The sequence below is a fragment of the Nocardia jiangxiensis NBRC 101359 genome, from assembly GCF_000308615.1.
Taxonomy (GTDB): domain Bacteria; phylum Actinomycetota; class Actinomycetes; order Mycobacteriales; family Mycobacteriaceae; genus Nocardia; species Nocardia jiangxiensis.
On the sequence record NZ_BAGB01000061.1, the window covers coordinates 73772 to 87563 of the forward strand.

The window sequence follows — 13792 nt, forward strand, 5'->3', positions numbered from 1 at the left end:
CACCATGGTAGGGGCAGATCTCAGCGGCGTGTCCAGTGGTCGACGAGGACGGCCAGGCGCTGGTCACGAAACGCCGGGCGGAGCCGGCCGTGCTGTTCCAGCGTCGCCAGCCCGTGCAACGCCGCCCAGCCGACCTCGGTGAAGGTCTCCACGTCGTGCCCCGCGGCGAAAGGCGCGAATACGGCCGCTAGCTCGGCGAACGCATCCTGCAACGCCTGGGGTGCACCCTCACCGAAGGTCAGATTCACCTTCTGCACGAACATCGCGTCGTACAGTGCGGGACTGTCCCGGGCGAAGTCCAGATAGCCGGTCGCGACGGCGGTCAGGGCCGCTTCCGGGGTCCGCGCCGCGACCCGCAATTCTCGGGACCGAGCCGCTATCTCGGCGCACCCCTGTTCGGCGACGGCGGCCACGATCGCATCACGCCCGCTGAAATGGCTGTAGAGCACCGGCTGGCTGTATTCGATCGCCTCGGCCAGCCGCCGCACGGTCACCGCCTCCCAGCCCTGAGTCTCGGCGATCTGCCGCGCGGCATCGATGATCATTTGATGCCGCTCGGCCTTTTGCCGTTCGCGTCGCGTCTGGGTGCTCATATCCGAATCCTAGCATCGCTAGACAATATAGCCGTGCACAATCTAGCATTGCCACATCAGTTAGCGCTGCTAGATTCAGGCGCGCAGACCATGACACCGTCCCGCATCACCACCGGCGTACTACTCATCCGCGAACGCCGCGCCGCGCCGACTCCGGCCCCTGCCGAAGTCGTCTGAACGGGACCGGTGAGACACGCTGCGCCACAGCAGGAATCGGCAGCGGCCCGCCGAGGAATTCCTAGACGTCCGTGGAGAATCGAATCCCGCCGTCGGGCAGATCGACGCCGGGCCAGATGCGGGCGCCGCGCAGGAGTTCGCAGCGGGCCCCGACACTCGCGCCGTCACCGATCACGGCGTCGCGGACCAGCGCCCGCGGGCCGATCCGAGCGCCGAAGCCTATGATCGAACGTTCCACGGTGGCACCGGCTTCCACGCGCGCGCCGTCGAACAGGACCGCGCCGTCCAGGCGCGCGCCCGCGCCGACCTCCGCGCCGCGGCCGACGACCGTACCGCCGATCAGCAGCGCACCCGGAGCAACACCGGCCCCCGGATGCACCAGCGACTCGCCACGCTGGCCCGGCAGCGCGGGCGAGGGCGCGATACCGCGCACCAGATCCGCCGAACCGCGCACGAAATCCTCGGGAGTGCCCATATCGCGCCAGTACGAGACGTCCACGTGGCCCTGGATGTGCGCACCCTCGGCCAGCAGCGACGGGAACACCTCGCGCTCCACCGACACCGGACGCCCGGTGGGGATCTTTTCGATGTACTCGCGGCGGAACACGTAGCAACCGGCGTTGATCTGATCGGTCGGCGGATCCTGGGTCTTCTCCAGGAAGGCGGTGACCCGCCCCGAATCGTCGGTGGGCACACAGCCGAAGGCCCGCGGATCGCTGACCCGCACCAGGTGCAAGGTCACATCGGCCTCGGTCGCGGCATGAGTGTCCAGCACCGCGCCCAGATCCGCACCGCCGAGCACATCGCCATTGAACACCAGCACGGTGTCGGCGCGCAGTTTGGGCAGCACGTTGCGGATACCGCCGCCGGTGCCCAGCGGCTCGGTCTCGGTGACGTACTCCAGATCCAGCCCGAGTTCGGACCCGTCGCCGAAGTGCTCCTCGAACACCTCGGCCTTGAACGAGGTGCCCAGCACCACGTGGGTGATACCCGCATCGGCGATCCGGGCCAGCAGATGATGCAGGAACGGCAGACCAGCGACGGGAAGCATCGGCTTGGGCGCGGAAAGTGTCAAGGGGCGTAGCCGGGTGCCCTGACCGCCCACCAGGATCACCGCGTCGGCCGTCGCGCCGGGCTCGAGCCCGGCGGTACGGTTCGTCGACTCAGCGTTGTCCGCCATCAATCTCCCCTTGTCAGGTTCGGTCCACGCGGGCGTGGGTGGAAGTCGTCGCGCTAACGCTGTGCGTCACGTTCGCGCAGCGCAGATCGAACCGCAAGCCTGCAGCGAATCGCAAGTCCGGCCTTGAGAGCCCACCGCAACGGTGCCTGCCACCAGTGCGGATGCCGATCGGCCTGAAAACGATATGCCGACGCGTGATGCGCGGGCAACATCGTTTCGGGATGGCGGCCCGCCGCATGGCCCTTCGCATGCGTGACCTCCGCCGAGGGCACGAAGACGTTGTGCCAGCCCGCGCGGCCCATCCGGTCGCCGAAATCGACGTCCTCCATGTACATGAAGTACCGGGAGTCGAAGCCGTCGATGCTGTCGAACGCGGCGCGGCGCACCAGCAGGCACGAACCCGAGAGCCAGCCCACGGTGCGCTCGGCGATCCGCTCGTTGTCCTGACGGTAGCGCCGTGTCCAGGGATTTCCCGCCCAGACACTGCCGAGAACGGCGTGACCGGCGCCGTCGAGCACGCCGGGCACCGATCGCGCGGACGGGTACACACTGCCGTCGGGTTCGCGCACCATCGGGCCGATCGCCCCGGCGCGCGGCCAGCGCTGCGCGGCCTCGAGCAGGGTGTCGATCGAATCGGTACCCCAGCGAATGTCCGGATTGGCGATGATGACGAACTCGATCTCCGGATCGATCTCCGCCACGGCCCGGTTGATCGCGCCGCCGTAACCGATATTGCCGCCGGTCCGCAGCAGCCGAACATTCTCGTTCGCCTCGGCCGCGAGTTCGGGGGTTCCGTCGTTCGATCCGTTGTCGGCCAGGATGACCTGCGGCTTCTCGCCGGTCGCGGTGGTCAGGGTACTGATGAAATGCTCTAGGTGCTCGCCGGGCGAATAGGTCACGGTGACCACGACCAGACGGGGCCGAGGGGTCGTCTCACCGTCGTGCCGTTCTACTGCATCCGAAGAGTTCACCGGTGCAGCCTACTGGTCCGGGCGAGCCAGCGCGTCGTCGAGTGCGAGCCGCCAATCACGCAGCGGGGTCAGTCCCGCGTCGGTCCAGGCACGGTTCGACAACACCGAATATGCCGGGCGCGGTGTGGAACTCGGATATTCCGCACTGCTGCACGGACGCACCCGTTCCGGATCCGCGCCGACCCCGGCGAAGACCGCGCGAGCCAATTCGAACCAGCTGGCCCGACCGGCGTTGGTGGCGTGCAGGATCGGCGCGATACTCCGCACATCGGCAGCGACCGATCCAACCAGTTCGAACAGACCCGCGGCCAGATCCGGGGCGAAGGTGGGCGAGCCGATCTGGTCGTCCACGACGGTGACGGTCTCGCGTTCGCGTTCCAGCCGACGCATGGTCGCGACGAAATCGCGCTGATCACCGGTGTAGACCCAGGCCGTGCGCACGATGTGCGCGTCGGGCGCGAGGCGCAGCACCGCCTGTTCACCGGCCAGTTTGGAACGGCCGTAGACGGTGGTGGGCCCGGTCGCGTCGCCGGGCTCGTACGGGCGGGTCCCGGTTCCGTCGAAGACGTAGTCGGTGGAGATGTGAATCAGGGTGGCGCCCAGCGCGGTACAGGCCGCCGCCAGTACCGCCGGTCCGGTCTCGTTGCGGGCGAACGCGCCCGCGACATCGGATTCGGCGGCGTCGACAGCGGTGTAGGCGGCGCAGTTGAGCACCACGTCACCGGGTTCGAGGACGGCGCGCACACCTGCGTCGTCGGTGATGTCGAGATCCTCGCGGCGCAATGCCACGACGTCGGGAGCCTGCGCGCACACGGCTCGACCGAGTTGGCCACCCGCGCCGGTCACCACCACACGCCTGGAATTTTCTGGGCACACGCGGGCCAGTCTGGCACGCCACGCCCGTCGCGCTTGAGGGGTGCCCGCGACTGCGTTGGCTAGCCTCGATTCACGGGGTCGATACGTGGAAAGAGCGTGCAAAGAGTTTTCTTCAGGGCGTGGCCGAAAGGATCAGAGCATTGCCGCAGAAGCTGTCTCCCGCTCGGCCAGGACGACCGCCTGCCGCCCGTCCGGGCCGACTGCTGGTCGCGGCACTCGCGGCCCTGATCTTCATCGTGACCGGTTTCGGCTGGCACAGCGTCGACGGACTGATCTCCGGCATCGAGCGGATCGGCGATCTGGGCCTGGGCGGCGGCAGCGACGGAGCCACCGACATTCTCATGGTCGGCGTCGACAGCCGCACCGATGCGCACGGAAACCCGCTCAGCTCCGCCGAACGGGCGATACTGCACGCCGGGGACGAGGTCGGCACGAACACCGACACCATCGTCCTGATCCGGATACCCAACAACGGCCGTTCGGCCACGGCGATCTCGATCCCCCGCGACTCCTACGTGGACATTCCCGGCATCGGCAAGGGCAAGATCAACTCGGCGTACGGCGCGACGAAAGAACTGACCCGGCAGAAGCTCACCGCGAAGGGCGTCTCGGATGCCGAGGCGGACAAGCGGTCCACCCAGGCCGGGCGCGAGGCGCTGATCAAGACGGTGGCCGATCTGACCGGTATCACCGTCGACCACTACGCCGAGGTGGGGCTGGTGGGATTCGTCCTGCTCACCGATGCGGTGGGCGGGGTGCAGGTCTGCCTGAACAACGCGGTCGACGAACCGATGTCGGGTGCGGACTTCCCGGCGGGCGTGCAGCGGCTCACCGGTGCGCAGGCGCTGAGCTTCGTGCGTCAGCGGCACGATCTGCAGCGCGGAGATCTGGACCGGATCGTGCGGCAGCAGGTGTTCATGGCCTCGCTGGTGCATCAGGCGCTCAGCGCGAAGATCCTGGCGAATCCGTCCAAGCTGGATGCGCTCAGCAAGGCGGTGGGCCGCACGATCGTGCTGGACGACAAGTGGAACGCACTCGATTTCATGAAGCAGTTGCAGGACCTCTCGGGCGGGCAGGTGCGATTCGAGACGATCCCGGTGGCCGATATCAACGGCACCACCGACGACGGCGAATCGGTGGTGCGGGTGGATCCGTCCGCGGTCCACACCTATGTCGCCTCGCTGGTCGGCCGTTCCGGCTCGGGCGGTGTCACCCCCTCGCAGGTGACCGCGGACGTGTACAACGCCAGCGATACCTCGGGATTGGCTTCACAGGTGGCACACGCCCTGGCGAACAAGGGATTCCGCACGGGGACGGTGGAGAACTGGTCGGGCGCTCCGGTGTCGACGAGCCGGGTGCTGGCGGCCAGTACCTCCGACGCCAAGGCCGAGGCGGTGGCCAAGGCGCTGGGCGGGCTGCCGGTGCAGGCCGTGCCGGGGACGCCGGAGGGGGCCGTGCGGGTGGTGCTGGCCGGTGACTACTCTGGTCCGGGCTCGGCGGCGGGCGAACTGTTCGATACGTCGGGGTCGGGGAGTTCGACCACCGCGACTCCGGTCCCGCCCGCGGCTCCCATCGACGCAGGCCAGAACGGACCGAAATGCGTGAACTGACCCAGACTCTCACCGATGCGCTCCTGGAGCCGATCCTGGCCCGGGACCCGGCCGGACCGCGGATCACCTATTACGACGACGCCACCGGCGCACGCATCGAACTGTCCGCCCTCACCCTGGCCAACTGGGCGGCCAAGACCGCGAACCTGCTCCGCGACGAATTCGGCCTCACCCCCGGCACGCGGGTCGCGGTGCTGCTGCCCGCGCACTGGCAGACCGCCGCGGTGCTGCTCGGCTGCTGGTGGGCCGGTGTGGAAGTGGTGCTGCGGCCCGACGACGACGCGGAACTCGCGCTGACCACCGCGGGGCGGCTCGACGAGGTCGACCACATCACCGAGGTGGTGGCGCTGTCGCTGGACGCGATGGGCGGTCCGGTGCGCGATCTGCCGCTCGGCGTCACCGATTTCGCGACGTCGGTGCGGACCCACCGCGATCAGTTCCACCCGCGTGGCGCGGGCCTCGCGCTGGACGGCACATCCGTCGCCGACACTCTGGCGCAATCCCGCGAATCGGCTGCCCGGCAAGGAATCTCGGAGAAGGACCGGGTGCTGTCCGAGGCGCCCTGGGATACCTCCGCCGAGGTGATCGACGGTCTGCTCGCGGTGTACGCGGCGGGTGCGTCGCTGGTGCAGGTGGACAATGCCGATCCCGCGAAGCGTGCGCCGCGCGTCGGCACCGAGCACGTCACCGTGTCACGATCCTGATCGATCGGCATCGCCATCGCGATCCGGACGGGTTCGCTATCGCGATCCGAATCGACTCGATGACGCACCCCGTTCGTGGATCCGCACACGGTTCGAAAGCGGCTGGGAGTGCGGTTACCGATAGCGGGTGCGCCTGGGACAGAAGTGTGTACGCGCTGGTATCGCGCTCGTAGCATGGGGCGTGGCAGTCCTACCGCGGTAGGGGATCGAGTCCGACCGCAGGACGTTTCCGCGAGCAGTACGCGTACGTACCGTGGATGCCGACCGGACGACAACGACGATTTGGGGGTAGCTATGGGGCCGCTGTACTGGATGCGGTGGATGTCGGTGCAGGGTGTGCCCCGGCTGGCGCTGAAGGCGTACGCCCGGCGCGGCGATCCGCTCGCGCAGTTGTTCGGCGATCCCGCGGTCACACATGATCCGTACCCGCTGCTCGAGTCGATCCGCGCACGCGGGCGGCTGGTCCGGACGCCGTTCGCCTGGGTCACCGCCGAACACGATCTGTGCCGGAACATCCTGCGCGACAACGCGATGGGCGTGGTCAGCGCGGAGAGTTTCGACATTCCGCGCCCGCTGCGCAAGCTGACCGCCCTGGCCCCGCTCCCGCCGAATCCGATGGAGCCGCCGTCCATGCTGGTCATCGATCCGCCCGAGCACTCCCGGCTGCGGCGATCGGTCTCGGCGGCATTCACCCCGCGGGCCATCGGGCGACTGCGCGATCGCGTCGAATCGGTTACCGAGGAACTGCTCGACGCACTGCCCTCGAACGGTTCGGCCGATCTGGTGGCCGATTTCGCCGCGCAGGTGCCGATCGCGATCATCTCCGAGATGCTCGGCTTCCCGCACAGCACGAAGGACCGCTTCCTGGGCTGGGGCGATGCGATCAGCCCGCTGTTGGATATCGGTATCCCGTGGCGCTCCTACCGCAGTGCCGTGGCCGCCATCGAGGAGATGGACGAATTCGCCGACGAGCACATCGCGCAATTACGCCGCACCCCCGGCGAGGACATCCTGTCCAGCCTGGTCACCGCGGGCGAACTCGACGACCAGGATCTGAAGGCCACCGCGAGCCTGCTGATGGGCGCGGGATTCGAGACGACGGTCAACCTCATCGGCAATGCCGTCGTACAACTGCTCGCCCATCCCGACCAGCTCGCCAGACTGCGCGAGGAGCCCGACCTGTGGCCCAACGCCGTCGACGAGGTGCTGCGTTTCGATGCCCCCGTGCAGAACACCGGACGCGTCGCCCTGGAGCAAGTGGAGTACGAGGGCATCCCGATGCGCAAGGGTACGACCATCGCGCTGTCGCTGGCCGGCGCCAATCGCGATCCGAAGGTCTTCGAAGCTCCCGACCGTTTCGACGTCGGCCGCGCCAACGCCAAGGACCACCTGACCTTTTCCTCCGGAATCCACGTCTGCCTGGGCGCCAGCCTGGCCCGCATGGAGGCCGTGCACGCCCTGCGCGCACTGTTCGACCGCTTCCCTGATCTGCGATTGGACGGCCCACCGCAGCGGCGCCCACTGTTCACCCTGCACGGCTACAGCCGTATGCGAGCGAACCTCGGTCGCCGCCACGCCGACCACACCACGCCGGTCTGACGGACGCCGCGGCTCAGCTGAAGCCGACGACCTGGTCGCCCCACGCGCTGTAGAGGTCGTGGTCCGGATCGTCCACGATCCGGTCCGCGACGTCGATAAGCAGTGTGGCGCGGGTGGATTCGCGGTACGGCGGCCAGTGCTTGGATCCGTCCAACGCCGCGGGTACGCCGTGCTCGGCGAATGCCAGCCAGCGCCGCATCATCCGGCCCGAGACCTCCATGGCCGCCTTGCGGCCACCGAGCCAGAACGTCGGATCATGGTTGAGGGTGCCGAAATTGCCGAAGACATACGGCAATTCGGTGGCATGTCCCGCGCCGACCCGCGCCGCCTTCAACATCGGGGTGGCCTGGTCGAATCGGTACATCCAGGTGCGGGTGTGCCGGGAGTGCGCATCGGCGACCCAGTGCGCGGGCATCCGGAACGCGGCGTCGGTGGACATCGCCAGGGCGCCGCGGGGTTTGCTCAGATCCGGGTAGGCCGAGGTGATCTCGGCGATCCGCTCGGGCGACATCTCGGGATGATCGGCGGCGACTCCCTTGAGCATGGCGTTCACCGCATCCGGGGTGACCGGCATGATCGGCGAGCGGAACAGCCGGAACAGCGATGCCTCGTCCCGGTTGGTGCCGATCATCAGGGGCACCCGATGTGAGCGTCCCTGCTGGAAGCGGTCGGTGGGATAGGTGGGCAGCAGATCGCCGTCCACCACGGGCGCGGCGGCCAACCGGCCCGGGGATTGCAGCGGCACCTCGTCCAGCAGGATCCCAGCCGCCTCGACGATCCGATCGATCGGGCATTCGAGCAGTTCGTTCACCCGCTGCCGCGGCAGATCCATCAGCTCCAGGAATCGACCGGCCACACCGATGGCTCGTTCGGGCCCGAAAACCGATGTGGCGGGCGGGCTCTGGGCGATGGCCCGATGAAACAGCCCGGCGGCCGGAGGCGAGGTGAGCAGGGCGGTCACACATCCCGCACCCGAGGATTCGCCGAACAGCGTCACATTGCCGGGATCACCGCCGAACGCGGCGATATTGTCACGCACCCACTCCAGTGCGGCGATCTGATCGTGCAGGCCCAGATTCGGCACGAATTCGCGCCCGAGTGAGGACAGGTCCAGAAAGCCCAGCGCACCCAGCCGGTAGTTGACCCCGACCACGACGACATCGCCGGTCTCGGCGAGTTTGCGCCCGTCATAGATGCCCTGGGCGGCGGTCCCGAGACAGTACGCCCCGCCGTGCAACCAGACCATCACCGGACGCGGCTCCGAATGTGCTGCGGCCGGAGCCCATACGTTCACCCACAGACAGTCCTCACCCATCCGCAGACCGGAATCGACCGGCACCATGGTGCCCATCGTCTGCGGGGCGATCTCACCGAACTCGGTGCAGTCGCGTTCCCCGTCCCACGGGACCGGCGGTTGCGGGCGGCTGAACCGATTGGGCCCGGCCGGGGACGCCGCATACGGAATGCCGCGCCAGACGTGCACCGATCCGTCGTGGAATCCACGCACCGCACCCGCGGCGGTGCGGGCTACGGGTTCGGGGCCACGGGTGTCCACACCGGGAGCCTCCTGGAAGAATTGAGTGCTCATTCCCGTACCTCGCTCGTGCTCGACTCCGGTACGACCACCGCGGCAGCTGCGCCTATCACTCGCTGGCCCATGCGGCACCTCCTCAACTCTCTGTAACGAGAGTACGTCCGAGATCATGTCCGACGGCGAAGCCCGAGCGCTCGCACGTCAGCCGCGATCGATATGACCGAGATCGCGACCGGGATCGATCCGGTCGCGTACGCGCTGTTTGAGCAGCGCGATATCGGGGAATCCGCCGTCGGACCTGCGTTCCCAGATCTGGTCTCCGTCGAGTGTGATGCGGAAGACACCCCCGTCCCCCGGGACCAGCGCCACCTCCGACAGTTCGGTGGCGAAGGTACTCAACAGCTCCTGAGCCATCCAACCCGCTCGCAGCAGCCAGCGGCATTGGGTGCAGTACTCGATCGCGACTCGTGGCATATCCGCACCCTACGTCGACAGCGGATATGCCCATGGAAAAACTTGTAGCAACTCCTCCGCTTCCTCGGTGCTTCCGTAGTGGGAACGGTATGAGCGTCCCCGGCACCGGGCAATAACTCGGGAAAGCCGCACCCGAATCGTTACATCTCGACATCTCCGTCCAGGTAGCGCCATGCGCCCTCGACCCTGGCAAATCTGCTGCACTCGTGCAGCACACCTCGTCCGGCCGCGCTGCGGTAGTGCGCGCGGAATTCCACGACACCGTTGTCGTCGAACGGACCGCCGGCCTGCGTGCGCACAATCTCCAGGAACATCCAGCGCTGCCCCGGATCCAGCTCGAGCTGACGCGGCCGGGTCCGGGGATGCCAGGACGCGAGCAGATATGCGGTGTCGCCAACGGCGAACGCGGTGTACCGCGATCGCATGAGCGTCTCGGCAGTGGGTGCGGGCCGAGTGCCGTCCAAGCGCGGCCCGCAGCACTGCTCGAACGATTCACCACTGCGGCAGGGACACCGATCGGCGCCGGCCGGAGATTCGCTGTGCATCGTTCGATTATCGGATCCGGGCGGCCCGCATACGGACCGCCCGGTCACCGACGCGGGTGCGGCGCCGGGTCATCGGATCCGCACCCGTCCGGTTCACAGCATGCTGAGCAGGTTCAGGACGCTGGCCAGCGCCGAGCTGGCATTGGCCAACAGTGCCGAACCGGAGTTGAGCAGGTTGAGCGTATCCATGATGCAGCTCTCTTTCATCGAGACAGATGAAACCCGACCGTGTACAACCGCATTCACGCCGCAAACCGAGCAGCAAGCACACAGTACTGTCCATAGGTCATCTGCATCACCGAAATCCCCATGTTGATAGCGATATTGGGGCGTTCGTCACTGAACTGCCGGACAATACGGGCCATTACGACCGGACGGTATGTGGTTGCTTGCCCATAGCCAGATTGTCGGATTCGGCCAACGCGGCCAATTCGTCGGCGAGCCGGGCGGTTTCGTCGAACCAGCGACGCAGCTCGACCGCGGTCGGGGCCAGCTCGTAATCCTGGTGATGCCCCACTCGGGACAGCGTCGCCCACAGCGCCGAGATCCGGGCCGAGGTCTCCTGGCCGGCATAGGAATCCAGCGCCAGCAGCTGGGCCCGCATACTGCACCGGGCCAACGGTGGGGCCACCACCAGCCACAGCCGGTCGATGGACTGTTCGAGCGCCAGGCGCAGGATCCACACCGTCGCCCGCGACCACAGCCCGCCCGCATCGGTCACGATGCCGCGCAGCAGCTCATCCGCCGCGGCGAGGCGCTGCGCGACCGTCGGCGGCTGTGACTCCGGCGCTACGGATTCAGCCATTTGACGAATTTCCTCGTCCCGCTGATCAATTCGCGGGTGCGGCGATCGATCCGGATATGCGCCCCGGCGGCCGCGTCCCGCAGCACCGCCCGCGCCCAGGCCGCATCACGGTCGAGCAGATCGTTCAGATCGTCCACCCGGTCCGGATCGCCGAAGACGGCCAGCGACACCTTCTCCCAGGTGGTGCGCGCGGCGTCGACCCGGCGCTGCACCTCGCGGTGATCGATCCCCTCGGCCAGCAGCGTGCGCCGGGACCTGGCCAGTGCGGCGGCCTCGATCGCCGACCGGCAGCAGGTCACCACCAGTTCGTCCGCGATGGAACGGGGCAGCTGTTTGGTGCGCGCCAAGGCGTTGGCATCGCTGAGATAGCGCCGCACCGGATCCTCCGCGACGCGCACCTCCACGGCCGAGCGTTCCCGCCGCTGTACATCCAGAACCGTTGCATCCAGCCGCAATCGGCGCACCGCCTCGGCCAGCCGCTCGTCGTGGGTGAACACCACGACCTGACGTCCGCTGCGCGCGGCCGCGGCCAGGACCCGGGCCAGGCCGTCCACCTTGGCCGGATCCATCGCCTGCACCGGATCATCGATGACGACGAAGCCGAACGGACTCTCCGGCACCGTCGCGCGCGGCAGGAACAGCGCCAGGCCCAGGGCGTGCAACTCGCCCTGACTCATCACCCCCAGCGCATTGCTCCCCGCCTCGTCGACGGTGACATCCAGCAGCACCTTGCGGCTGGCTCCGGCGTTGCCCTGCAACCGGATCACCCCGAGGTCCACATTGCTCTGCTGGCGCAGTCCGCGCCAAATTCCGCGGGCGTGCTCGGCCAGCGGAGCCATCCGCTCCTCGCGCAGTCCGGCGGCGGCCGATTTGAGCCAGTCCTCGGCGCGCCGGACGGTGTGCAGCTCGGATTCGGCGGCCGCGACCGTCCGCGCACCCTGCAGCCACGCGGCGATGCGCGGAACCAGTGGCACCCACACCGCGTCGAGCCGATCCAATTCCTTACGAGCCGAACCACGCAACGCCGCGAGCAGCCGAGCAAGATCCGCGTGGGCGGACCGCAACCGCGCCGGAAACTCCACATCCGGTTCCGCCTGCGCCAGCACCGCCCACGCGGACCAGGCCCGCCGCGCCGGTCCGGTGTCCACGTTGGGCGCCTGCGGCGGAGGCGGATCCAGTTCGGCGGGTACCGGCAGCACCAGGGCGCGGGCGCGTTCGGCGGCGGCGAGCAGAGCGTCGCGAGCCGCGGTGACCGCGGCTGCGCGCTCGGTCAGCCGGGCGATCTGGGTGTCGGTCTCGTGCAGCCACTGCGCATCGAGCGTGCCCGACCCGCACACCGGGCAGGCACACGTGCCTGCGGCCAGCGCATGTGTACGGGCGCGGGCGAGCAGCTCCAGCACACGCAATTCCGCCTCGGTATCGCCGGTCGTCAGCTCGCTCAGCCGCCGCGCACCCGCCTGGACCGCCGCGGCGGCCTCCGCCACCGACTCCGCATCCGGCAATCGCAGCCGGAGCATCGACTGCAATGCGGCGGTGCCCGCCGGATCGTGCCGGGCGCCCGACACCTCGCCGCCGATGGCCGCCAGATCCGGATCGGCGACCCGCAGCAGCTGCGCGACCCGAGCCGCGCGGTCGTCGGCGACCGAATCCAGAGCGATGAGCAGTTCGTTGCGTTCGTCGCGGGATTGTCTTGCCGCACGCTCCAATTCCAGGCGGCGCACCCGGGTGCGCTCCTGCGCCGCGGTGAGATCGTCCAGGCCCAGCAGCCGATGCAGGGCGTCGAACAGATCACTGGGGCGGCCGTCGACCAGCGCGCCGAGTTCGCTGTAGGACAGGAACGGCCGGTAGAGCTCGAGTGCACGAGACCATCGCTCGACGCGAAATTCGGTGGGGTCGGCGGCTTTTCGCGACTGCGTCCAGGTGCCGCCGGTGAGATCGGATCCCTCGGGCCACTCGCGGGCGATCGTCAGCGCGCCGTCCGGAGTAGCTGCGGTGAGCTCCACCTCGACCCGGGAGGTATTGCCGTCGTGCAGGTTTCGCCATCCCTCGCGCCAGACCGAAGCCCGGCCCGCCCAGCGACGCGTATCACCGGTCAGGGCCAGCTCGGCGGCCTCGGCGAAACTCGATTTGCCGGATCCGTTGCGCCCCACCACGAGCGTGAGTCCCGGGCCCGGATCCAGACGTAGCGATGCCTCGGGGCCGATACCGCGGAAGCCGCGAACTCGAATGGTGCGCAGGAAGATTCCGTTCATCCCCAGACTCGGCGACGGGTCGGGTTCGGCGTCCAGCGCGGCCAGCACCGCACTCGATACCTCCGGGGTGATCGTCGGATCGGCATCCAGGCGGTGCAGCACCAGATCGGACAGGCGTTGCGCGACGCCGGTGGACACGTCCCCCAACTGCCACTCCCTCCGCAAACGCCGTAGCGCGTTCGGACTACCGATATGCCGACGCTACCGGATGCGCCGCACACTCGCGTATGCCGGAGGCCGCGAACCGTCCCGGACGGGGTGCTTATGGCCATCGAGCGGTGATCCGCCCGATGTCCACCCCTCGGCCGTCCCCGGCCGGGCAGTTCTACGGGTCTCGCCCGAATTCGGGCGGTTCGGATCAACCGAACAGAACAGAATGACAGAGTTCGATCTCCAGCACAAGAGCACATGAAGTTTCAATTACTCACCGCCCCAGCGACATTGGTCTCGCAAACCCACCGCGAACCCGGTC

The 13792-nt window shown here is 68.3% G+C and carries 12 protein-coding genes; 3 read left to right on the forward strand and 9 right to left on the reverse strand.

Going from position 1 to position 13792, the window contains the following annotated elements; all coding sequences use genetic code 11:
- Positions 1 to 20: 20 nt before the first annotated feature.
- The 4 genes from ON40_RS26635 to rfbD form a co-directional block, all read right to left on the reverse strand.
- The gene (locus tag ON40_RS26635) at positions 21 to 593 is read right to left on the reverse strand and encodes a TetR/AcrR family transcriptional regulator (RefSeq protein WP_040827336.1); all 573 of its coding nucleotides are present in this window, start codon (positions 591 to 593) and stop codon (positions 21 to 23) included.
- Positions 594 to 831: 238 nt separating this feature from the next.
- Positions 832 to 1950: a mannose-1-phosphate guanylyltransferase gene (gene manB, locus ON40_RS26640; RefSeq protein WP_051193582.1), complete on the reverse strand. Its 1119-nt coding sequence runs from the start codon at positions 1948 to 1950 to the stop codon at positions 832 to 834.
- A 53-nt stretch (positions 1951 to 2003) separates the two neighbouring features.
- Positions 2004 to 2921, reverse strand: coding sequence for a glycosyltransferase family 2 protein (locus tag ON40_RS26645; protein WP_051193583.1), 918 nt, complete (start codon positions 2919 to 2921; stop codon positions 2004 to 2006).
- A 9-nt stretch (positions 2922 to 2930) separates the two neighbouring features.
- Positions 2931 to 3773 carry a dTDP-4-dehydrorhamnose reductase gene (gene rfbD / locus ON40_RS26650; RefSeq protein WP_083895943.1) on the reverse strand — a complete coding sequence of 281 codons (843 nt, stop codon included), beginning with the start codon at positions 3771 to 3773 and terminating at the stop codon, positions 2931 to 2933.
- 164 nt (positions 3774 to 3937) lie between these two features.
- Between rfbD and ON40_RS26655 the strand changes: the two genes are divergently transcribed.
- The 3 genes from ON40_RS26655 to ON40_RS26665 all read left to right on the forward strand — a co-directional run bounded on the left by ON40_RS26655 (position 3938) and on the right by ON40_RS26665 (position 7710).
- A complete protein-coding gene (locus tag ON40_RS26655; RefSeq protein WP_281033063.1) occupies positions 3938 to 5407 on the forward strand; it encodes an LCP family protein in 1470 nt (489 codons plus the stop codon).
- Complete coding sequence (locus tag ON40_RS26660; protein ID WP_040827510.1) at positions 5395 to 6111, forward strand: TIGR03089 family protein; 717 nt, start codon at positions 5395 to 5397, stop codon at positions 6109 to 6111. The genes ON40_RS26655 and ON40_RS26660 overlap by 13 nt, the downstream gene beginning before the upstream one ends.
- Positions 6112 to 6405: 294 nt before the next feature.
- Entirely contained in the window at positions 6406 to 7710 is a 1305-nt protein-coding gene (locus ON40_RS26665; protein WP_040827339.1) for a cytochrome P450, read from the forward strand.
- 13 nt (positions 7711 to 7723) lie between these two features.
- On the opposite strand, the gene ON40_RS26670 is transcribed toward ON40_RS26665, so the two are convergent.
- The 5 genes from ON40_RS26670 to ON40_RS26690 all read right to left on the reverse strand — a co-directional run bounded on the left by ON40_RS26670 (position 7724) and on the right by ON40_RS26690 (position 13458).
- Positions 7724 to 9298, reverse strand: coding sequence for a carboxylesterase/lipase family protein (locus ON40_RS26670; RefSeq protein WP_083895944.1), 1575 nt, complete (start codon positions 9296 to 9298; stop codon positions 7724 to 7726).
- Between the two features lie 147 nt (positions 9299 to 9445).
- Entirely contained in the window at positions 9446 to 9718 is a 273-nt protein-coding gene (locus ON40_RS26675) for an Rdx family protein (protein ID WP_040827341.1), read from the reverse strand.
- A 140-nt stretch (positions 9719 to 9858) separates the two neighbouring features.
- Positions 9859 to 10263 (reverse strand): YchJ family protein, encoded by a 405-nt coding sequence (locus tag ON40_RS26680; protein WP_040827343.1) that lies wholly within the window; start codon positions 10261 to 10263, stop codon positions 9859 to 9861.
- A gap of 364 nt (positions 10264 to 10627) precedes the next feature.
- The gene (locus ON40_RS26685; RefSeq protein WP_040827344.1) at positions 10628 to 11068 is read right to left on the reverse strand and encodes a hypothetical protein; all 441 of its coding nucleotides are present in this window, start codon (positions 11066 to 11068) and stop codon (positions 10628 to 10630) included.
- Complete coding sequence (locus tag ON40_RS26690; RefSeq protein ID WP_051193602.1) at positions 11053 to 13458, reverse strand: AAA family ATPase; 2406 nt, start codon at positions 13456 to 13458, stop codon at positions 11053 to 11055. The genes ON40_RS26685 and ON40_RS26690 overlap by 16 nt, the downstream gene beginning before the upstream one ends.
- Between the last annotated feature and the right edge of the window lie 334 nt (positions 13459 to 13792).